Origin of the sequence: Nocardioides sp. CPCC 206347 (assembly GCF_048654605.1) — a bacterium.
In the GTDB taxonomy this organism is placed as follows: domain Bacteria; phylum Actinomycetota; class Actinomycetes; order Propionibacteriales; family Nocardioidaceae; genus Nocardioides.
In genome coordinates this window covers 553,802-574,865 of record NZ_JBMCYZ010000002.1, presented here as the reverse complement: position 1 = coordinate 574,865, position 21,064 = coordinate 553,802, and the positions used below count along the sequence as shown (strand labels likewise).

At 70.5% G+C, this 21,064-nt stretch carries 19 protein-coding genes; 10 read left to right on the top strand and 9 right to left on the bottom strand.

Annotation, left to right across the window (positions count from 1 at the left end):
* Positions 1–93 precede the first annotated feature (93 nt).
* Entirely contained in the window at positions 94–402 is a 309-nt protein-coding gene (locus ACOACQ_RS09140; protein ID WP_378598198.1) for a hypothetical protein, read from the top strand.
* On the opposite strand, the gene ACOACQ_RS09135 is transcribed toward ACOACQ_RS09140, so the two are convergent.
* Complete coding sequence (locus ACOACQ_RS09135) at positions 403–2,472, bottom strand: acyltransferase family protein (protein ID WP_420288102.1); 2,070 nt, start codon at positions 2,470–2,472, stop codon at positions 403–405.
* 111 nt (positions 2,473–2,583) lie between these two features.
* Here ACOACQ_RS09135 and ACOACQ_RS09130 point away from each other — a divergent pair, with 111 nt between their 5' ends.
* Positions 2,584–3,636: an endonuclease/exonuclease/phosphatase family protein gene (locus ACOACQ_RS09130; RefSeq protein WP_420288101.1), complete on the top strand. Its 1,053-nt coding sequence runs from the start codon at positions 2,584–2,586 to the stop codon at positions 3,634–3,636.
* A gap of 1,054 nt (positions 3,637–4,690) precedes the next feature.
* Here the strand turns inward: ACOACQ_RS09130 and ACOACQ_RS09125 are convergent.
* Both ACOACQ_RS09125 and ACOACQ_RS09120 read right to left on the bottom strand, forming a co-directional pair.
* Positions 4,691–4,885, bottom strand: coding sequence for a DUF6752 domain-containing protein (locus ACOACQ_RS09125; RefSeq protein ID WP_378598193.1), 195 nt, complete (start codon positions 4,883–4,885; stop codon positions 4,691–4,693).
* Positions 4,882–6,465 (bottom strand): hypothetical protein, encoded by a 1,584-nt coding sequence (locus ACOACQ_RS09120; RefSeq protein WP_420288100.1) that lies wholly within the window; start codon positions 6,463–6,465, stop codon positions 4,882–4,884. The genes ACOACQ_RS09125 and ACOACQ_RS09120 overlap by 4 nt, the downstream gene beginning before the upstream one ends.
* Positions 6,466–6,558: 93 nt before the next feature.
* Here ACOACQ_RS09120 and ACOACQ_RS09115 point away from each other — a divergent pair, with 93 nt between their 5' ends.
* Genes ACOACQ_RS09115 through ACOACQ_RS09100 form a run of 4 tightly spaced genes read left to right on the top strand, consistent with a single transcriptional unit; the run spans position 6,559 to position 9,948 of the window.
* On the top strand, positions 6,559–7,818 hold the full coding sequence (locus ACOACQ_RS09115; RefSeq protein WP_378598189.1) for a magnesium transporter MgtE N-terminal domain-containing protein: 1,260 nt from the start codon (positions 6,559–6,561) through the stop codon (positions 7,816–7,818).
* Positions 7,815–8,360 (top strand): DUF1003 domain-containing protein, encoded by a 546-nt coding sequence (locus ACOACQ_RS09110; protein WP_378598188.1) that lies wholly within the window; start codon positions 7,815–7,817, stop codon positions 8,358–8,360. Before ACOACQ_RS09115 ends, ACOACQ_RS09110 begins: the two co-directional genes overlap by 4 nt.
* Before the next feature lie 50 nt (positions 8,361–8,410).
* On the top strand, positions 8,411–9,556 hold the full coding sequence (locus ACOACQ_RS09105; protein WP_378598294.1) for an Mrp/NBP35 family ATP-binding protein: 1,146 nt from the start codon (positions 8,411–8,413) through the stop codon (positions 9,554–9,556).
* A 44-nt stretch (positions 9,557–9,600) separates the two neighbouring features.
* Entirely contained in the window at positions 9,601–9,948 is a 348-nt protein-coding gene (locus tag ACOACQ_RS09100) for a sec-independent translocase (RefSeq protein ID WP_378598186.1), read from the top strand.
* Between the two features lie 52 nt (positions 9,949–10,000).
* Here the strand turns inward: ACOACQ_RS09100 and ACOACQ_RS09095 are convergent, their stop codons facing one another.
* Complete coding sequence (locus ACOACQ_RS09095) at positions 10,001–10,537, bottom strand: hypothetical protein (RefSeq protein ID WP_378598184.1); 537 nt, start codon at positions 10,535–10,537, stop codon at positions 10,001–10,003.
* A 142-nt stretch (positions 10,538–10,679) separates the two neighbouring features.
* Between ACOACQ_RS09095 and ACOACQ_RS09090 the strand changes: the two genes are divergently transcribed.
* The 3 genes from ACOACQ_RS09090 to ACOACQ_RS09080 all read left to right on the top strand — a co-directional run bounded on the left by ACOACQ_RS09090 (position 10,680) and on the right by ACOACQ_RS09080 (position 13,138).
* Positions 10,680–11,312 carry a LysM peptidoglycan-binding domain-containing protein gene (locus tag ACOACQ_RS09090; RefSeq protein ID WP_420288099.1) on the top strand — a complete coding sequence of 211 codons (633 nt, stop codon included), beginning with the start codon at positions 10,680–10,682 and terminating at the stop codon, positions 11,310–11,312.
* 30 nt (positions 11,313–11,342) lie between these two features.
* Complete coding sequence (locus ACOACQ_RS09085; protein ID WP_378598180.1) at positions 11,343–11,852, top strand: Rv3235 family protein; 510 nt, start codon at positions 11,343–11,345, stop codon at positions 11,850–11,852.
* 86 nt (positions 11,853–11,938) lie between these two features.
* Positions 11,939–13,138, top strand: coding sequence for a hypothetical protein (locus ACOACQ_RS09080; RefSeq protein WP_378598178.1), 1,200 nt, complete (start codon positions 11,939–11,941; stop codon positions 13,136–13,138).
* Positions 13,139–13,254: 116 nt separating this feature from the next.
* Here ACOACQ_RS09080 and secA read toward each other — a convergent pair whose 3' ends face one another.
* The 3 genes from secA to ACOACQ_RS09065 are packed head-to-tail and all read right to left on the bottom strand — an operon-like array spanning position 13,255 to position 17,939.
* Positions 13,255–16,134, bottom strand: coding sequence for a preprotein translocase subunit SecA (secA, locus tag ACOACQ_RS09075; protein ID WP_420288098.1), 2,880 nt, complete (start codon positions 16,132–16,134; stop codon positions 13,255–13,257).
* 24 nt (positions 16,135–16,158) lie between these two features.
* Positions 16,159–16,590 (bottom strand): DUF4233 domain-containing protein, encoded by a 432-nt coding sequence (locus ACOACQ_RS09070; RefSeq protein ID WP_378598174.1) that lies wholly within the window; start codon positions 16,588–16,590, stop codon positions 16,159–16,161.
* Positions 16,587–17,939, bottom strand: coding sequence for a bifunctional folylpolyglutamate synthase/dihydrofolate synthase (locus ACOACQ_RS09065; RefSeq protein WP_378598172.1), 1,353 nt, complete (start codon positions 17,937–17,939; stop codon positions 16,587–16,589). Before ACOACQ_RS09065 ends, ACOACQ_RS09070 begins: the two co-directional genes overlap by 4 nt.
* A 70-nt stretch (positions 17,940–18,009) precedes the next feature.
* Here ACOACQ_RS09065 and ACOACQ_RS09060 point away from each other — a divergent pair, with 70 nt between their 5' ends.
* Positions 18,010–19,206, top strand: a complete 1,197-nt coding sequence (locus ACOACQ_RS09060; RefSeq protein WP_378598170.1) for a glycoside hydrolase family 43 protein — start codon at positions 18,010–18,012, stop codon at positions 19,204–19,206.
* Between the two features lie 33 nt (positions 19,207–19,239).
* On the opposite strand, the gene ACOACQ_RS09055 is transcribed toward ACOACQ_RS09060, so the two are convergent.
* Together ACOACQ_RS09055 and ACOACQ_RS09050 are read right to left on the bottom strand one after the other, a co-directional pair.
* On the bottom strand, positions 19,240–20,127 hold the full coding sequence (locus ACOACQ_RS09055; RefSeq protein WP_378598168.1) for an alpha/beta hydrolase: 888 nt from the start codon (positions 20,125–20,127) through the stop codon (positions 19,240–19,242).
* An 18-nt stretch (positions 20,128–20,145) separates the two neighbouring features.
* Positions 20,146–21,051, bottom strand: coding sequence for a GNAT family N-acetyltransferase (locus tag ACOACQ_RS09050; RefSeq protein ID WP_420288097.1), 906 nt, complete (start codon positions 21,049–21,051; stop codon positions 20,146–20,148).
* Positions 21,052–21,064 lie beyond the last annotated feature (13 nt).

Sequence of the window (21,064 nt, the reverse complement as noted above, 5' to 3'; positions counted from 1 at the left end):
CCAGCCGCCCGCTGAGATCCCCACGTGAACAAGGTCACGCAGGCGTCGCCGGGCATGCACTCCCGGACATCGGGGTCATCTAGCATGCGCGCCATGACCACCCCGTACGACGCCTCGCCCACGCCCGACGCGACCAGCGCCCAGCTGACGGAGCTCACCGCGGCCCTGCTGCAGCTCTCGAAGACGATCGAGGGCTTCCACCACGCGGTCATCGACTTCAACACCGTCATCGAGCGCGCCGACGCCCTCGTGGCGCGCGCGGAGGTCGCGCTGGCTCCGCTCGCCGCGACCCAGCAGGTCGGTGACCAGATCAAGGTCGCCAGCCAGCTCGCCGGCCAGGTGGCGAGTGCCGCGGTCAAGCGCGGCGTCGCGGCCGGCAAGGGCCTGACGCAGCGCACCTGATCACCGGAAGCCGAACTCCCGGGCCAGCGGCACGGCCAGCTGCTCGGAGTACTCGAAGGTGATGTGTTCGCGATCGCGCAGGGGTACGACGTCGCCGATCACCGGCGGGCACTGGCCGTCCGCACAGAACCACTTCTGCACGTCGATGAACTCGACGCCGGACGCCTTCGCGACGTCGCGGAAGACGTGCTGGCCGCGCACCGTCACCGGGCTCGGCGGGAACATGCAGTCGCCGAGGTCCACGTCGCGCCGTGACAGGCAGACGCCCGGCGAGCGCTGGACCTTGGGCACGTTGCCGAGCATCACCACGCGGTCCGAGGACTTCTCGAGAATGCTGAACTCCTCGGCGAGCCCGCGCTCCTGCCGGCCACCGGCCATCGTCGGGACCCGGTAGAAGTTGTTGGCGACGACGGTCAGGTCGGGCTGGAGGTCGGCCACCTGCTGCTCGGCCCATTCCTTGAACGCGGCGCACTCGGGCCAGGGGCGATCGCCCTTCTGGTCGCGGGTGACCGTGTTGGCCGGGCACCCGCTGAAGACCAGCTGGTAGACGGCGTACCCGTACTTCTTGCCGATCACGTTCAGGGCGGGGCCCCACATCCGGCCGTGCGAGTCACCGACGACCACGATCGAGCGCTTCGCGTCCACGTCACCGAACGGGCACAGCTTGGTGACCTCGAGGGTGTAGTCGCAGTCGCCCAGGGGCGCCACCGATTCGCGGAGGCGGCCCAGGTCGGGCTTCAGGCCGCCGGGGACCGGCCTCCCGTCCTTCGCGGCCAGGACGGATGCCTGGACGAGCGCGACGGTCGGGTCGTCGCTGAGGCCCTCGCGCTGGTAGTCGGTCGTGGAGATCTCGGGGTTGTCGGAGAGCCCGGCGATCTGGTGGTCCACCCACGCCCGCGCACCGAATGCGGACCCGATGACGAGCGCGAGGCTGATCGGGTAGAGACCAACGGCGCGCATCCGCGGCTTCCAGCGCACGCCACGCCGGAACGGCTCCTCGACCAGGTGGTACGACGCTGCGCTCAGCGCGAGGATCAGCACCAGCGCCAGCGCGAGGTGTGGACGACTCAGCCGCGGCTCCTCCCAGTGCGCCTGGGCGATCAACAGCACCGGGAAGTGCCACAGGTAGAGCGAGTAGGACCAGTCGCCCAGCACCCGGATCGGCTGGAGCGAGAACAGCCGGAACCAGTACGTCGACGGCGCACTCGTGCTCGCGCCCGCCGCGAGCAGCAGGCCGCTGCCGCCCACGGGGACCAGCGCGGCGATGCCGGGCATCGGCGTCGCGGAGCTGAAGGTCAGCGTGGCGTACGCGATCAGGGCCAGTCCGGCGACGCCCGCCAGCTCGGTCAGCCAGCGCGGCGCGGCCGGCCGGCGTCCCCAGAGCAGGGTGGCCAGGAGCCCGCCGATGCCGAGCTCCCACGCGCGGGCCGGCGTGGAGAAGTAGGCGGCCGTGGGGTTGGCCTCGGTCACCCACACGGAGTACGCGAGGGACCCGAGGGTCACCGCACCGAGCACCGCCACGACCGCGCGGCGCAACGACCGGTTCGCGTGCTCAGGCAGGACGTGGCCCCACCGACGCAGGGCGACAGCGATCAGGAGCAGCAGGACCGGGATGACGACGTAGAACTGTTCCTCGACCGCGAGGGACCAGTAGTGCTGCACCGGCGAGGGCGGCTCGCCCTCGGCGAAGTAGTCGGTCTCGACCAGGGAGAAGCGGATGTTGGCGCCGAAGAACGCCGCCCAGACCGTGTCCTTGATGACCTCGATGCTGCGCACGAGGGGCAGGAAGTACGCCGCGGCGAACGCCGTGACGGCCAGCACCACGGTGGCAGCCGGGATCACCCGGCGAGCCCGGCGCGCGTAGAAGTCGACGATCGAGATCCGCCGGCTCTCGCCCGCCTCGCGCACGAGCAGGCCCACGATCAGGAAGCCGGAGATCACGAAGAAGACGTCGACACCCACGAAGCCGCCCGCCGCCGTACGGAATCCGGCGTGGGCCAGGATCACCAGGCCGACGGCCAGGGCACGGAGGCCCTGGATGTCGGAGCGGAAGGACCGCGCCTCGGTCACAGCGGTCCTCCTCGGATGGCATCGGATTGACTCGGTCGGGTCGTGGGCAAGCGGCCACCGACGCCTGCGAGGAGGCCAGTTCGGAGCGAAGCCTCAGGTACGATACCCGCTATGCCCGACGACTCCGGGAAGCACCGGCACTCACGACGGGCAGATCTCCTGCCCGTCCTTGCCGTCGTGCTCCTGGGAGCCCTGATGCTCGGCATCGCGACGCTCTGGGACGGCGGGCTGCCCGACGCAGCGAGTGACGACTCCGCCAAGGACCCGGCGGCGGCCGCGGCGATCGACCCGGAAGTGACCGACGGGACCCGGCCCCGCAACGACCGCGAGGAACGCGCCACCGACGGCAGCATCATCGAGGGCGTGGAGGACTCCGCCCTCCTCGAGGACGTCAAGGCCGCCGAGGCACAGGTCAAGAAGGTCCGCATGGAGTCGGCGACCTTCAAGATCGCGACCTTCAACCTGCTGGGCAACAACTACACCGCCCCCGGCGGCTCGCGCGCCAGCTGGCCCGACGCCGGTCCCCGCGCGTCCATGTCGGTCGGCCTGATCCGCGCCCACGGCGCGGACATCGTCGGCGTACAGGAGGCGAGGGCACCGCAGTACGCCGCCGTCCGGGGCGGGCTCGGCTGGGACGCCTACTCCAAGCCCGGCGACACCGACAACGGCATCATGTGGAACCCGGCCGTCTTCGAGCTCGTCGCTGCCGACAACTTCCAGATCCCCTACAACGGGGGTCACCGGGCCCAGAGCATCGTGCGGTTGCGCCACAAGGACAGCCGGCGCGAGTTCTACGTCCTCAACATGCACACCACGTCGGGCCGCAGCGGATCCCGCACCGCCAGCCGCAACGCCGGCCTGCGGATCGCGGCCGACTACGTGAACTCGTTGAAGTCCGAGAAGGTGCCGATCTTCCTGATCGGCGACATGAACGACCGCGGCAACTTCTACTGCCAGGTGATCCCGAGGACCGGGCTGGTCGCTGCGCAGGGCGGCGGCGGGACCTGCGGCTCAGCGCCCCGGATGCGGCCCGTGGACTGGATCACTGCCTACGGCGGCGTCACCTTCAGCGGGTACGTCGACGACTTCTCCGCCGAGCACCGCCGCATCAGCGACCACCCCATCGTCGTCGCCAGCGCGACGCTCGTCGGCGCCAAGAACTGACCGGTCGAGCGCCTGGCCCAGCGCACTGCGCAGGGTGCGGACCTCGTCGAGCAGCGCCGCGGCCAGCTCGGTCGCCGTCGCGGCCACCTCGGCGTCGGTGACCGAGTCGGGCGTGCGTCGGGCTGGTAGGTCCTCGGGCACGCGCAGCGCCTCGATGTCACCGACGACGTCGATCGCGTGCTCGCGGAGCCAGGCGATCGCGGCATCGCCGCGCACCCGGCACTCCGCGATGCGTTCGGCGGAGGGCCAGAACCGCTCTCCCCCGCGCGGCACGAGCAGCTCGTCGGCGAGGAAGGTGCGCAGGTACACGCCCCGGTCGAAGGCATTGCTGAACGAGTCCAGGTGGGCGTTCACCCGGCGCAGCGTCTCCGCCTCGACGACGCCCATGGACTCGTTGGGGAACGAGTCGTTGAGGTCATAGGCGTCCGGTGCCAGCTGGAGCAGGCCGGCGAACCGGTGCCAGATGTCGTCACGGGGGGCGGACGTGTCGAGCGGGAGCACGTGGATGTTCGCGAACGGCACGGCCCCGGACCAGCGCTCGAGGACGAGCCGCAGGTCCAGCGTGCGCCAGTTCCAGATGTCGGTCGACCGCGAGGACTCGGTGCGGGAGTAGTCCTCGATCGAAGCGACCGCCTTGTTCTTGAGGCTCTCCTGCCAGGACGCGGCGAACAGGCCGAGGGGTTCGCGGGCAGTCACCACGAGGTCCACCTGCGCGGGCGCGAGCTGCTCGACCATGCGCCGGGCCTGCCCGGCGCTCGCGGCGGCGAAGAACTCGTGGCTGATCAGCGCGGTGCCCGGCCACGCCGCGATCTCCGCACGCAACCGGTCCCACGAGCTGCGTTCGTCGTCGGCGCGACGGGGGTGCCTCCCGAGGTGGGGGTCCTCGCACACGACCCGCGTCGACCACAGGTGGTCGCGACGCTCGGAACCGGGAAGCAGGACGCCGTCGTCAGCCAGCTGGTCCCGCGACCTCCAGAGGACGTTCTGGAGGTACGTGGTCGCCGTCTTCGGCAGTCCCGGGTGGACGTAGACGCGTTCGGCCATCAGGCACCCGTCACTGAGCGCGCTGGAACTTCTCGATGGCCTCGGCGATGCGGGTCTCGTCGCGACTCGCCATCGGGATCAGCAGTTCCTGGACGACATCGGCGAGCTCGGCCAGGCGCAGGTGGTGGCGCCGCAGCTCTGCGATCTCGCCCTCCAGGCCGGCCACGCGCGCTTGCAGCTGCTCGATCTCGTCCCGCTTGCTCATGCCCACTCCGCCACCAGTCGTCCGATTGCACGGGGCCGGCCGGCACCCGCGTCGTACTCCGTGGTCGACACCACGGTCCCACCCTGCGCCTCGACCAGCGCGACGAGACGGTCCAGCGCGAACGGGCGGATCCCGAAGTCGGGCTCGCCTCCCCCGGTCCAGACGTCAGCATAGAGTCGGCCGCCGCCACGCAGGGCGCCCGCCGCGAACCTTGCGAGCGCCTCGCGTCCGACGCTGTTGGTGGCGTCGAAGATGTGCCGGGCCAGGATGACGCGGGGCTCGGCGACCCGCGAGATCCGGGCGACCTCCGCGAGGGACGAGCGCCACTCCGTCAGGTTGAGGGTGCGGACCTCCAGCGGCAGGCCCTCGGTCCTGGCGACCTTCATGGCCCCCCGCGCACCCTGCGGCACGAAGTCATAGGCGGTGGTGGGGAAGCCCTGCCGCGCGAGCCACAGCGCGTCGCCTGCCTCACCCGCGCCGACATCGAGGACCCGCGTGCCCGGGGCGACGTCGGCGGCCACCCGTTCGGCGAGGTCGGACGGTGTCGCGCCGGGCGGGCGACCACCCTTGGCGTTCAGCTCGCGTTGCCACGGGCGACGCAGCGCCGACGTACCGCGGAACCAGCTGTTGAAGCGGTCGACCACGGGCTGCGGGGTCTCGAACTTGTACGCCGGGTCCGGCACCTTCCAGCTCGGGCCGTACATCGCCTCGAGGAGCTTCTCGGGACGGGCGGGACAGCTGAACTCCCGACCCATCAGGGAGCAGGTCCCGAACGGGTACAGCCACTCCTCCTCGAACGGCGTGCCCACCTCGCCGAGGAGGTAGAGCGTCCCGTGGTCGAGGAAGCCGCCGAACAGGTCGAGGCCACGCACCGAACCGTCGGACTCGCGGACGTCGATCCGGAACGCCCCGCCGCTGTAGCGGTGGGTGGCGAACCCGCGCTCGACCACGGCGCGCTGCAGGGCGAACGACTCCCGGATCACGTCCACCGGGGTGGAGTACGACGACACGTACCCCAGGTCGGCGTCCGAGTCGTGTCCCAGGAAGGTGCCCTCGCGGACCGCTCCCAGCAGGGTCCCGTAGGCCGGGAACGCGTTGATCCCGATGTCCTTCAGCATCTCGGTGACCTGCTCGATCGCGTCGAGCAGCGGCAGCAGCTGCTCGGGGCTGCGCACCGAGAACGTCGGGCTGAACCGGCCGGACTTGTCGAGGCTGATCTCCAGCCCGGCGGCGTTGACGAAGGCGATCCTGGCCTCGGAGTCGCCGAACGCGCGCTCGTCGTCGAACAGGACCTCGTCGCTGACGTGCTCACGCACGGTGATCCGGCTGCGGCCCTTGAGGAAACGGCGCATCCGGTCGGGCCACGCGGCCTGCCGCAGCCCGTTGGGCAGCTGCACCGTGTCGCGCACCAGCCAGAAGGACCAGATCCGGCGGTCGTCGAAGAGGACGTCGACCACGCGGTCCTCGCCTCGCGCGGCGAGCACCAGGCCGGCGTCGTCGACAGCGGTGACGCGGGTGCCACGGGCGGAGGCGACGAGGCCACGGATTCCGGCGGCACCCTGCGCGACCTTGCGACGCACGTGGCGCTCCCTCCCCGTTGATGGCCCTTCTCGGCGGCCCTGTCGGGCGTGCGCAAACGATAACGGACGGCCCCGGACGGTAGCGTTCGGTCCGTGAGCACCACCCCGTCCCGCGTGTTCGCGGCCAGGCTGGTCGGACTCCCGATCTTTGACCCCCAGGGTGACCAGGTCGGCAAGGTCCGCGACCTGGTCGTCACGATGCGCACCGAAGGCACCCAGCCCCGCGTCCTCGGCATCGTTGCCGAGGTCTTCGGCCGGCGACGGATCTTCGTGCCGATGACGCGGGTCACCAACATCGACAGCGAGCACGTCTACACGACCGGACTGCTCAACATGCGGCGCTTCGAGCAGCGCTCCACCGAGACCCTCGTCATGGGCCAGATGCTCGACCGCACCGTCACCATCACCAGCACCGGCGTCGCCGGCACCGTGTACGACGTCGCGATGGAGCCCGCGCGCACCCGCGACTGGGTGCTCAGCCGGGTCGCCGTCCGCGAACCGTCGAAGGGATTCCGGCGCCGCGGGCAGACCCATGTCGTCGAGTGGCGTGACGTCGTCGGGCTCACCCGGTCCGACGACCGCCAGGGCGCGACCCACCTGGTCGCCGCGCTGAACGAGATGCGGCCCGCCGACGCGGCGAGCATCCTTCACGACCTGCCCGCCGATCGTCGTACGGCCGTGGCGCTGGCGCTCGATGACGAGCGCCTCGCCGACATCCTCGAGGAGATGCCCGACACCGACCAGGTCGAGATCCTCAAGGGCCTCGAGGCCGAGCGGGCCGCCGACATCCTCGAGGAGATGTCGCCCGACGACGCCGCCGACCTGGTGCGCGACCTGCCGCCCGAGACCGCCGAGATCCTGCTCCAGCTGATGGAACCGGAGGAGGCCGAGGACGTCCGGCGGCTGATGAAGTACGTCGAGAACACCGCCGGCGCCATGATGACGCCGGAGCCGGTCATCCTCGGCCCGGACGCCACCATCGCCGACGCCCTCGCGCACGTGCGCAACCCCGAGCTCACGCCGGCCCTCGCGGCGCTGGTCTACGTCTGCCGCCCGCCGCTGGAGGCGCCGACCGGCAAGCTGCTGGGGGTCGCGCACATCCAGCGCCTGCTGCGCGAACCGCCGTCCACCCTCGTCGCCGGCGCCCTGGACGACTCCATGCAGTGGCTGAGCCCCGAGGCGACCATCGACGAGGTCGCGGCCCACCTGGCGACGTACAACCTCGTGGCGGCGCCGGTGACCGACGAGAACGGGCGACTGATCGGCGCGGTCACGGTGGACGACCTGCTCGACCACATGCTTCCCACGAACTGGCGTGACCGCGCGCCCCGACCCGGAGGCACGGGTCGATGAGCGACGCGCGCCGCACTCGGGACCGGCTGGACACCCCCCGCGAGGAGCGCCGGCAGCTCGTCAAGAAGCCCAGCTTCAACAGGGACGCCTTCGGCGTCTTCGCCGAGCAGTTCGCCCGGTTCATGGGGACCGCGACCTTCCTGATCTACATGACGCTGTTCGTCGTCGTGTGGGTCGGCTGGAACCTGCTCGCCCCGGACGACTGGCGCTGGGACACCTACCCGTTCATCTTCCTGACCCTGATGCTGAGCCTGCAGGCGTCGTACGCCGCCCCGCTGATCCTGCTCGCACAGAACCGCCAGGAGGCGCGCGACCGGGTGATCGCCGAGCAGGACCGGCAGGCCGATGCCCGCGCCCACGCCGACATGGAGTTCCTCGCCCGCGAGGTCGCGTCGCTGCGGATGTCGGTGGGTGAGGTGGCGACTCGTGACTTCCTGCGTTCGGAGTTGCGGACCCTGCTCGCCGACCTCGACGAGCGCGCCGACGAACGTGCCGAGTCTCACGAGGACGGCGGCGACGGAGCGCAACCCGCCCCTCACTAGACTCGGATGTTGTGAGTACCACGCAGCAGTCCCCGTCCGTCGAGCAGGTCATGACCGCGCTGGGCACGGTCAACGACCCGGAGATCAAGAAGCCGATCACCGAGCTCGGCATGGTCGAGAGCGTCGACATCGCCCCTGGCGACGGCGGATCCGTCGTGACGGTCAACGCCCTGTTGACCGTCGCCGGGTGCCCGCTCAAGGACACCATCACGCGCGACGTGACGGCCGCGGTCACTGCACTGGCCGGTGTCACCGGCGTCCAGGTCAACCTCGGCGTGATGTCGTCCGAGCAGCGGACGGGCCTGCACGCGACCCTGCGCGGCGGCGCCGCCGCACGCGAGATCACCTTCGCGCAGCCGGGCTCGCTCACCAAGGTGTTCGCCATCGCGTCCGGCAAGGGCGGCGTCGGCAAGTCCTCGGTGACCGTCAATCTCGCCCTGGCGCTCGCGAAGGCCGGCCGCAAGGTCGGCGTCGTCGACGCCGACATCTACGGCCACTCGATCCCGGCGATGCTCGGTGTCGCGGACTCGCGCCCGACCCAGGTGGACGACCTGATCATGCCGGTGCCGACTCCCTCGGGGGTCTCGGTGATCTCGATCGGCATGCTCAAGCCGAAGCGTGACCAGGTCGTGGCCTGGCGGGGACCGATGCTCGACCGGGCCCTGGTCCAGATGCTCGCCGACGTCTACTGGGGCGACCTCGACGTCCTGCTGCTCGACCTGCCTCCGGGCACCGGCGACGTGGCGATCTCGCTGGGCCAGCACCTGCCCGGTGCCGAGGTCGTCGTCGTGACCACGCCGCAGGAGGCCGCCGCCGAGGTGGCCGAGCGCGCCGGAACGATGGCCTCGATGATGCACCAGCGCGTCGTCGGCGTCGTCGAGAACATGAGCTACCTCCCCTGCCCCCACTGCACGCCCGAGGGCAAGGAGCACCGCCTCGAGATCTTCGGATCAGGTGGCGGCGACCGCGTGGCCGACACGCTCTCGAAGCGCTTCGGGTACGACGTCCCGGTGCTGGGCCGGATCCCCCTCGACATCACGCTGCGCGAGGGCGGTGACGCCGGCAAGCCGATCGTCGAGTCGAACCCGACGGCCCCGGCCGCGCAGGCCCTCAACGACATCGCCGACCGCCTCGACGGCCGTGGCCGCGGGCTGGCCGGCATGCAGCTGGGCCTCACGCCGAGCAACAAGTTCTGATCCCGACCACGGCTACCTGAGCACGGACTGAAGGGGGCGGCTGAATGTTCGGCATCGGATTCGGCGAGCTCGTCGTGATCGCTGTCCTCGCCGTCCTTGTCTTCGGCCCCGACCGGCTGCCCGAGCTCGCCCAGCAGGCGGGCCGGTTCATCCGTCAGATCCGCAAGTTCGCGAACAACGCGCGCGACGAGCTGCGCACCGAGCTCGGCCCCGAGTTCGCCGACCTCGAGCTCACCGACCTGGACCCGCGGGCGATCGTGCGCAAGCACATCGCCGAGGCGATGGCCGAGCTCGATGACCTCGAGGACGCCATCCGCAGCGACGACGAGACGCCGAAGCAGGTACCCCTCGATCTCGGCGAACGACCGCCGTACGACGTCGACGCCACCTGACCTGGTCGACCTGGTCGACCTGGACGACCTGGACGGATCAGGACGGATCAGGTCAGGCGCGGGACTGAGCCGCCGCCAGGGCCTCGAACGCCACCAGCAGGGTACGGCGGTCCTCACCCTCGACGAGCTCGCAGAAGTCGCCGCCGACGCGACGCAGGACGCCCTCGTGGCGACTGCCGTCACGCAGGTGCAGCACACAGGCCTCCCCCGCCTCGGCGATCCGGCGCAGGGCTGAGCCGAGTCCCAGGCGGGTGAGCGGCGACCAGGCGACGTCGGGGACCGAGCGCACCGAGGCCCCCTCGACGGTGCCGACCGCACGCAGGTCGATGACCCAGTCGCGGTCGCCGGACGCGACGAGCAGCCAGGTCTCGGCGACCCGCTCGATGATCCCGGTGACGGGACCGACGCCGCTCACGCCGAGCGTCACCGTCGTACCGACCGTTGCCATGAGCCGGCTCGCGAGCGAGACCTGCTGGTACTCCGACCGGCTGCGGTCGGCGACGTGCGCCGTGCGTTCGGCCGCGTGGAGCGCGCTCGCCTGATCCTCGAGATCGTCGAACAGCGCGAACAGATCGTCCTCCCAGCCCATGGCACCCAGACTCCCACGCCCGCGGGCCGTCGCTGCGAGCAGGTCCGGTCCGATGCCGCCTCCGCCTGTGGAGAAACGGTTGACTCCGGTATCGAACGAATGCATCCTGAGGCAAACGGAAGCAAACGCAAGGATTCTCGGGATGATCGAAACAGCGAGCGACGCACGCGTCCGGATGCGTGGCGTGCTGCTCTGGATGGGCGTCACCGCCGGTTCCGTGGTGCTGGGCCGGACGGCCCTTTCCGGGGCAACCACCCTGGTGACAGCACCGGGCCCGGACTTCGTCTCACTCCTGGTCCAGCTCTGTTCCGCGGCGGCGCTCGTGTCCGTGGCGGCGCTCTGGTGGCTGACCACCGACGTCGTGCGCCAGGCCGTCCGACCGGGTTCGACCCGGACGCTGCCGGGTCGGGTGGGTGCGGTCCGGGGACTGCTGCTCGCCGCGTGCGGCATCGCGGTGTTCTCCACGACCGCGGGGGTCGCCCACGCCCACGAGGGAGCGGACGCGCCGCTCGACGCCGAGGCACTGGACGGCCTGCCGCTCCCCGACCGCGCGACGGGTGGCGGTCCGGCCGGGACTCCCCTCGATGCGCGTGTGGTCCGGGTCCGGCCGGGCGACTCGTTGTGGGCCATCGCCGCCCGGGCGCTCGGTCCGGGCGCCTCCGCGGCCCAGGTGACGTCGTACTGGCACCGGATCCATGCCGCCAATGCCGCCGTGATCGGGAGCGACCCCGACCTGCTCCTCCCCGACCAGCAGCTCCGCCTGCCACCCCACTGACCGACCCGCCCCACCCACCCAGGAGGAACCATGTCCGTCTCCCCGCCCGAACTCGTCGGCGTACGGCTCCCGGTGCCGGTCACCGCCACGCAGGGCACGCTCGCCCTCGCCCTGCTCCCCCGGCACGCGCCGCCCGAGCTGGCGGCACCCGGTGCCCGACCCGGCGCCACCGTCGTACCCATCGACCGGCGCCTGCGGCACACCATCGCGGAGTGGACCCACCGGTTCACCCAGGCCGCGCTCGAGATCGTCGGGGGCGACCGTCCGTCCTCGCAGCTGCTGCGCTGGACGTCGCCGGAGGTCTACGCCGACCTGCGTCGACGGGCCCAGCTGGTCGCCCGGGCCGGCGGCCACCAACCCGGCCTCGCCCGGGTGCAGACGGTCCGACCGGTCGTCCAGAGCGTGCACTCCTGCTTCGTCACCGACGACATCGTCGAGTGCGGGGTCCACGTGCGCCACGGCGAACGGTCGCGCGCGATCGCGGTCCGGTTCGAGCGGACCGGGCAGCGCTGGATCTGCACGGCCCTCGACTTCTCCTGACGTCGAGACCGGGGACTTCCCAAGTGTGACGTGCGTCACTACGTTACCTCTGGGTAATCCAGCCCCCGTCCCCACAGGAGATCCGCATGCTGCGTGCACTCGCGGCGGCCCTTGCCGTCGTCGGCGCGACACTCGTCGCACCCCTCACCACCTCCCCGGCCCACGCGGACGGAGCCGGGGTCGGCACCCCCTGGGTGGTGTCCGTCGGTGACTCCTACATCTCGGGCGAGGCCGGCCGCTGGGCCGGCTCGTCCAACAGCAGCAGCGCCCGGGCCGATGCGCTGGGCTCCACCGCGTACTACGACAACGCAACCGGGACTGGCGAGGCGATCAACCGCTGCCACCGCTCGAAGAGCGCCGAGATCCACATCGGCGGAGGCGTCAACAGCCTCAACCTCGCCTGCTCGGGCGCCAAGACCGCGACCGCGACGGGCAGCGAGTTCAAGCCCGGACTCGACTTCTACAGCGGCAGCGAGGGCGTCGGCCAGGCCCGCGCGCTGCAGACCTTCGCCACGACCAACAACGTCCGGATGGTCGTCGTCTCGATCGGCGGCAACGACTTCAACTTCGCCGGGATCATCCAGCAGTGCGTCACCGACTTCCTCACCTCGCCGTCGTGGTGGAAGGACTACTGCAACGACGACAGCAGCGTGACCAGCAACTTCACCTCGGCCAACGTCACCACCGTGAAGAACCGGATCGCCGGCGCCCTCACCAACGTCCGTACGGCCATGCGCAACGCCGGCTACGCCGACACCCAGTGGACGATGCTCGTCCAGACCTACCCCTCGCCGATCCCGAACGGCGGCAGCATCCGCTACAGCCAGAGCGGCTACACCCGCCAGAACACCGGCGGCTGCGGCTTCTGGGACAACGACGCCACCTGGGCGAACAACTCGGCCCTGCCCACGATCAACAACACCGTCACCGGTGCCATCAGCCAGGCCGGCATCACCAACTCCAAGGTCCTCAGCCTGTCCAGCGCCTTCAACGGTCGCCGTCTGTGCGAGAGCGGCGTCGGCCTCTACGAAGAGGTGGGGATCGCCAACTGGCTGAGCACCGGCGCCGTCGACAAGACGGAGTGGGTCAACCAGATCCGCACCGTGACCACGGCCGGCGACAGCCCGTACTACATCCAGGAGTCGCTGCACCCGAACTACTGGGGCCAGCTCGCCGTCCGCAACTGCGTGCGCCAGGCCTGGAACGGCGGTACGCCGAAGGGCGGGTCCTGCGTGCGCAGCAGCACCGGCCTGCTGAACGGCGAGCCGAGGATGGCCCTGCAGTAACCGCGAGTTGGGGTTTGTCACCCCCGAGTTGTACGAAAAACACCACACCCCGCGGCCCGTAGGTCGTGGGGTGTGGTGTTTTCGTACAACTCGGGGGTGACAAACCCCAACTCGCGCTAGCCGTTGACGCGGGCGGTGAGGCCGCTGGGGCCACCCGGGGCGCCGTGGCACCGCTTGTACTTCTGGCCCGAGCCACAGGGGCACAGGGCGTTGCGGCTGGTCCCGGCGAACTCGTCGTCCGCGTTGGACACGGTGCCCGGACCCCGGACCTCTTCGTGGCCGGTCTCGTCCGGAGCCGAGTAGGACAGGTTCTGCGGCTGCTTCGGGGCGTCCAGGCCCTTGGCCTTGACCTTGGGGGTCTTGAGCTCCGCGGAGATCGACGCGAGGTCGACGTCGCCACCGGCGCCGACGCCCACGGGCGGCTCGGCGAGCGCGCCCTCGTGCATCGGACCCACGTGACGGGTGCCGTCCGCGTGGTAGTGGACCTCTTCCTCTTCCTCGTCGACCTGGACCTCCAGGTTGAACAGGAAGCCGACGGTCTCCTCCTTGATGCCGTCCAGCATCGCGGCGAACATGTCGAAGCCCTCGCGCTGGTACTCGACCAGCGGGTCGCGCTGCGAGTAGGCCCGCAGGTAGATGCCCTCGCGGAGGTAGTCCATCTCGTAGAGGTGTTCACGCCACTTGCGGTCCAGGACCGAGAGCACGACGCGGCGCTCGAGCTCGCGAGCAACCTCCTCGCCGACCTCCTCCTCGCGACGGTCGTACGCCGCGTGGGCGTCGGCCTGGAGCTTCTCGATCAGCGTCGCGCGGTCCAGCGCAGCCGCGGACCCGGCTTCCTCGACCAGCTCCTTCGGCGTCACGGACACCGGCCAGAACTGCTTGAGGTCGGTCCACAGCTGGTCGAGGTCGCCCTCCTCGACGAACTCGTCGATCGAGCCGCTCACCGTGCCGGTGACGACGTCATCGATGAACGTGCGGATCTGGCTCTCGAGGTCGACCCCTTCGAGCACCTCGCGGCGCTCGCCGTAGATGACCTTGCGCTGGCGGTCCATCACGTCGTCGTACTTGAGGACGTTCTTGCGGGACTCGAAGTTCTGCGACTCGACCTGACCCTGGGCGTTGGCGATCGCGTTCGTGACCCGCTTGTTCTCGATCGGGATGTCGTCGGCGATCTTGAGCAGCAGCAGGACCCGGTCGACCCAGTCCGACTTGAACAGCCGCATCAGCTCGTCCTGGAGCGAGAGGTAGAACCGGCTCTCGCCCGGGTCACCCTGACGACCGGAACGACCACGCAGCTGGTTGTCGATGCGACGCGACTCGTGACGCTCGGTGCCGATGACGTAGAGACCGCCGAGGTCACGGACCTCGTCGTGCTCCTTCTCCACCTCGTGCTTGAAGCGCTCGACCATCGCGGGCCAGGCGGCTTCGTACTCCTCGGCCGTCTCGCCGACGGGCTCGAGGCCCTGCTTGCGCAGCTCGGCGTCGGCGAGGAACTCCACCGAGCCACCGAGCATGATGTCGGTGCCTCGACCGGCCATGTTGGTGGCAACCGTGACGGCGCCCTTGTGGCCGGCCATGGCGACGATCTTGGCCTCTTCGGCGTGGACCTTCGCGTTCAGGACCGAGTGGGCGACGCCCTTCTTGGTCAGCGCCTTGGAGAGGTACTCCGACTTCTCGACCGAGACGGTGCCGACGAGGACCGGCTGGCCCTTCTCGTGCCGCTCGACGATGTCGGCGACGACGGCGTCGTACTTGGCCTCTTCGGTGCGGTAGACGAGGTCGGCCTGGTCCTTGCGGAGCATCGGCTTGTTCGTCGGGATCGGGACCACGCCGAGCTTGTAGATCTTGTCGAACTCGGACGCCTCGGTGAGCGCCGTACCGGTCATGCCGGAGAGCTTCGGGTAGAGGCGGAAGTAGTTCTGCAGCGTGACGGTCGCGAGCGTCTGGTACTCCTCGCGGACCTTGACGCCCTCCTTGGCCTCGATCGCCTGGTGCAGGCCGTCGTTGTAGCGACGTCCGGCGAGCATGCGGCCGGTGTGCTCGTCGACGATGAGCACCTCGCCCTCCATGACGACGTACTCCTTGTCGTTGCGGAAGAGCTCCTTGGCCTTGATCGAGTTGTGCAGGAACGAGATCAGCGGGGTGTTGGCCGACTCGTAGAGGTTCTCGATGCCGAGGTGGTCCTCGACGCGCGTGATGCCGTCCTCGAGGACCGAGATCGTGCGCTTCTTCTCGTCGACCTCGTAGTCGACGTCCTTGGTCAGCTTCTGGGCGATCTTGGCGAACTCGCCGTACCACTTGACCTCGTCCTGGGTCGGACCGCTGATGATCAGCGGGGTCCGGGCCTCGTCGATGAGGATCGAGTCGACCTCGTCGACGATGGCGAAGTTGTGGGTCCGCTGGACGCAGTCGGCGAGCACCGAGGCCATGTTGTCGCGGAGGTAGTCGAAGCCCAGCTCGTTGTTCGTGCCGTACGTGATGTCGCAGGCGTAGGCCTCGCGCCGCTCGGCGGGCCGCATGCTCGGCAGGATCACGCCGACGGACAGGCCGAGGAAGTGGTGGATCCGGCCCATCATCTCGGACTGGAACTTCGCCAGGTAGTCGTTGACGGTGACGACGTGGACGCCCTTGCCCTCGAGGGCGTTGAGGTACGCCGGGAGGGTCGAGACCAGGGTCTTGCCCTCACCGGTCTTCATCTCGGCGATGTTGCCCATGTGCAGGGCCGCGCCGCCCATGATCTGGACGTCGAAGTGGCGCTGGCCGATGACGCGGCGGGCCGCCTCACGCACCGTGGCGAACGCCTCGGGGAGGAGGTCGTCGAGGTCCTCGCCCTCGGTGAGGCGCTTGCGGAACTCGTCCGTCATGCCCCGCAGCTCGTCGTCGGACATCGCCGTGAAGTCGTCCTCGATGGCGTTGACGGCCTTCGCGATCGCTTCGAGCTGTCGGAGGATCTTGCCTTCTCCGATACGGAGGAGCTTGTCAATGATCACTGGCACGGCGCCAACTCTACCTAGGCAGAACTAGACCTGGGATTCGCGGCCACGGTCGTATGCGGCGAAGGCATCGGCCCGCTCCTGCTCGATCTTGCGTCCGAGCCAGTAGGCGGCCCCCCACAGCAGGGCGAAGAGCGGCCCGAGCGCCCACATGATCCCCACCACGAACCCCAGTCCGATCGCGGCGACCTGGATCGCGTGGCCCAGGTAGTAGGCCGAATCCCGGCGCAACATGCCGGCCGCCAGCACGCACGCGACCGCCAGGCCGAGGCCGACGGAGAGCGCCACCGCCGGGCGGACGTCGGAGAGCGAGATCATCACCGGGATGGTGAGGCCGAGCGTGATCGCCTCCAGCGAGAGTACGGCGGCGCACATCGCGCGGCGCGGGGACTTCTGCCGCTCGGGGTCGGGCGGACCGGCCTGCTCCGAGGTGTCCGCCTCGTTCGTCGGGTCGCTCACTTGTTGCCTCCGAGGAGCACCCGCGCCTCGCCGACGGTGACCACGGAACCGGTCACCAGGACCGCTCCGGAGCTCAGGGCGTCGTCGCCACCCGACTCGGCGCGGCCGGCGGCCTCGTCGATCGCGTCGGCCAGGACCGGGACGACGGAGACCCGGTCCTCGCCGAAGACCTCCCGGGCCGTCACGGCGAGCTGCTCGGCCGGCATCGCGCGGGCCGTGGAATTCTGGGTGATGACGACGTGCTCGAGGTGCGGCTCGAACGCGGCGAGCAGGCCTTCGGCGTCCTTGTCCCCCATCACGCCGATCACGCCGATGAGCGGGGCGAACTGGAAGGAGTCGTCCAGCGCGGCGGCCGTGGCCTCCGCGCCGTGCGGGTTGTGCGCGGCGTCCAGCACGATCGTGGGGCTGCGGCGCACGATCTCCAGGCGTCCGGGCGAGGTCATCTCGGCGAAGGCGGCGCGCACCAGCTCGTCGCTGAGCGGCTCGTCCCCGCCGAAGAACGCCTCGACCGCGGCCAGGGCCGCTGCCGCGTTCTGCGCCTGGTGGACGCCGTAGAGCGGCAGGAAGATCTCGTCGTACCGGCCACGCAGGCCCTGGAGGTCGATCATCTGGCCACCCACCGCCGGCGAGCGGGTGACGACACCGAACTCGAGGCCCTCCCGGACCAGCGTGGCACCGACCTCGGTGGCCCGCTCGAGGATCACCGCCGCCGCTTCGCCCGACTGCTGGGCGACGACCACGACCGCGCCGGGCTTGATGATGCCGGCCTTCTCACGGGCGATCGCCGCAACGGTGCCGCCGAGGAAGTTGGCGTGGTCCATCGCGATGGGCGTGATGACGGCGACGTCGGCGTCGATGACGTTGGTCGCGTCCCACGATCCACCCATGCCGACCTCGACCACGGCGACGTCGACCGGTGCGTCGGCGAAGGCGCCGTACGCCATGCCGACGACGGCCTCGAAGAAGCTGAGCGGGTGGTCCTCGGCGGCGTCGACCAGGCCCATGTACGGCGCCACGTCGTTGAACGCCCGCACGAAGGCGTCATCGTCCAGCGGCTCGCCGTCGATGCTGATCCGCTCGCTCATCTTCTCGACGTGCGGGCTGGTGAAGCGGCCGGTGCGCAGGTCCAGGGCGCGCAGCAGCGCGTCGATCATCCGCGCCGTCGACGTCTTGCCGTTCGTGCCGGTGAGGTGGATCGACCGGAACGCCGCGTTCGGGTCACCGAGCAGCTCGGTGAAGGCACGGATCCGGTCGAGCGACGGCTCGAGGCGGGTCTCGGGCCAGCGGGACAGGAGGGCGTCCTCGGCCTCGGCGAAGGTCTCGGCAGGGCGCGCTACGGGCTCAGTCATGGGATTCGGAGTCTAGTGGCGAACCGCTGTAACTAGGGTGTCGGGCCAGAGGGAGTGATCACGGGTGAACATGACTGGGGGACGACGGGTGCGCGCGCTGGTCGCTGCGCTCGTCGCAGTGACGATGGCGGCGTCCGCCTGTGCCGGTGACGGCCAGGCCGCCAAGCCGAAGGCGGCAGCGAGCTCGGAGGCGCCACTGATCCCCGAGGAGACCGAGCTCCCGACCACGCTGCCGAGCGATGTGCTGGCCGGGGAGATGCAGGACCTCGCCAAGCTGGCCGAGCGCCTGGCCCAGAAGCTCCCGAAGCAACGGCGACCCAAGCCGATCGACATCGCACCCGGCAGCGAACGGTGGCGCGTCGGCGCCGCCTACCGCGGCTACTTCGCCGACCCGGACATCCTGCGCCACGGCGACAACTGGTACGCCTACGCCACCAACACCTCCGGCCTGCGGCTCCCGACCCTGACCTCCCGGGACCTGCGTACCTGGACTCCGCTGGCGACGCGCGGCGGCCGGAAGGTCGACCCGTTGCAGGCGGCGGGCTGGGTGCACAGCCGGAGTGGCGGCCAGGACCTCTGGGCCCCGGGCGTGGAGCGGATCGGCAACGGCTGGACCGCCGCGTACGCCGCTCCGGCCGGAAGGAGCGGCGGGCAGCGGCACAACTGCATCGGACTGACCCGGGGTTCGTCGCCCGGCGGTCCGTTCCGGCCCGTGGGCGAGCAGATCTGTTACGGCGAGGCGCAGCTCGGTGTCATCGACCCGGACATCTTCGTGGACGACAAGCACGTGCCCTGGTTGCTGTGGAAGTTCTCCGGCGTGGTGAATCGCCGTCCCGCGGGCCTCTTCGTCCGCCGGCTCAACGCCGAGGGCACCGGCTTCGCCCCCAGGTCACAGACCCGCGAGCTGCTGACGCTGTCGCAACCGTGGGAGGGCGACACGATCGAGAACCCGAACATGGTCCAGTTCCGGGGCGTGACCTACCTCTTCTTCTCGGGCAACAACTACGAGAACGCCAACTACGCCACGGGCTACGCGATCTGCGCCGGCCCGGAGGGGCCGTGCGTCCGGCAGAACCGGGGCGCTCCCCTGCTCTCCACGCAGTCGACCGGCAATCTCGGACCGGGAGGCGGCAGCGCCTTCGTCGACGGGAACTCCCTGCGGATGATCTACCACGCGTGGGACCGCGTCGGGCGGCTCCGGCGGATGCACATCGCGAGCTTCTGGCAGCGCGAGGACGGGACGCTCGAAGTCGTCGACCCGGGCTGATGCCGGGCTGGTTCCGGGCTGAGCCGGGCTGGCTCAGCTGCGTTCGACGAGCATCCGCATCCAGCCGGCCACCTGGCGCATCATCGGCTCGGCGGCGTCGAACACCGCCGCGTGGCGCCAGAAGCCGTGGATCTGTCCGGCGTAGCGCGTGGCCACCACCTCCACCCCGGCTTCGGCCAGCAGCAGCGCGAGGTGCTCGCCCTCGTCGCGCAGCGGGTCGTGCTCGGCCGTCGTCACCAGGGTCGGCGGGAGCGTGCCGAGCCGGTCCGACAGGAGCGGTGCGAGATCGGGGTCGGTGAGGTCGGCAGCCGTGGCGGCGTACTGCTGCCAGTACCAGGCGGCCTCGTCAGGACTGAACCCGTCGGCCGCCGTGCGGTAGGAGTCGTACGACGCCGTCGGGTCCAGGAACGGATAGAGGAGCGCCACGCCCGCGAACCGGTCCGGACGACGCAGCGCCGTGACGAGGGCGAGGTTGCCGCCCGCGCTGTCTCCGTGGCTGAACGTCGGCAGGCCGGAAAGGTCGGGCTGGGTGTCCAGCCAGTCCAGTGCGGATCGGACGTCATCGACGGCCGCCGGGAAGCGGTGTTCCGGGGGTTGGCGGTAGTCGACGCTCAACACGGCGGCCCCGGCAATCCGGGCGAAGCGACGCACGGCCGCGTCGTGGACCTCGACATCGTTGAACACGAACCCGCCGCCGTGTGCGTGGAGCACCACGGCGTCGTACCCGGCCGGGAGATAGAGGCGGGCCGGGACTCCACCCGCGTCCACGTCACGGACCTCGGCGAGCGATTCGCGGGCATCGGCCCGCGCGATCAGCCGTTGCTGCTCCCGCGCGGAGTCGATGTCGAAGCGGGGGTCGGTCACCGGGAGCGCGGCGGCGTCCCGCTCGACCGCCCGGCGTGCCTGGGGGTGCAATGCCATGCCGGCACCCTAGGCGCGTCAGGCGAAGCGGAGCTCGATGGTGTCGGCGACGGCCTCGTAGCCCAGCGCCTGGTAGATGGCGTTGGACGTGGGGTTCGCCTGGTCGGTGAACAGGATGACCCGGTTGCCCGCGTCCTGCAGCTCGGCGGACACCTGGGCGACCGCGGCACTGGCCAGGCCCTTCCCGCGCTGCTCCTTCGGCGTGAAGACCGGCCCGACCCGGGCCACGCCGTAGGCCGGCGGGTTCCAGCCGGTGAGGTGCAGCGGCCGGTCCTCCTCATCCACCCAGAACCGGAGGACGTCGTCCTCCAGCTTGCGTTCGATGTCCGCTCGGCTGAAGTGATCGGCGTGGTGGCCGTCGTTGCGCGCGCGGCCGGCCTGCTCGTTGGCGTCGAGGAAGAACTCCCGGATCCAGGTCAGCGCGAGGTCTGCCTCGTCGTCGCGGACCGGACGCAGGCTGCCCGCCACCGGGCGGGCGGGGGTCAGCGTGCCCAGCTCGTGCAGACGCTGGTGCATCGAGACGCAGACCTCGGTGCCTGCGTCGGAGGCGAGGATCCTCGCGACGATGTCGGACGCCGGCCGCAGGCCGTTGATGCCGCCGACCTCCTCGCCGCTCTCCTCACGGCGCGCCACCAGTGCGTGGCCGAGCGCCTCGGCCGCGCCGTCGGACATCGCCAGCAGGTAAGGCGGGTACGGCGGGAACGGGGCCGTCCGCATCGCGACTCCGTCGATCTCGCCCGTCGGGCCGCTGACGACCGCGAACCAGGCGTAGGGGAGGTCTTCCGGCGCTCCGTGGTCGGCGTAGCGCTGGGCGGTCGTGCTCACGACGGTGCCCGTCACCGGGTCCTGGGCGAGGTGTTCACCCGCCCGCGCGAGGAACGCCCTCGCGTCGTCGGTGAACCAGACGTCGTACTCACTGCTCATGGTTGATCGTCCC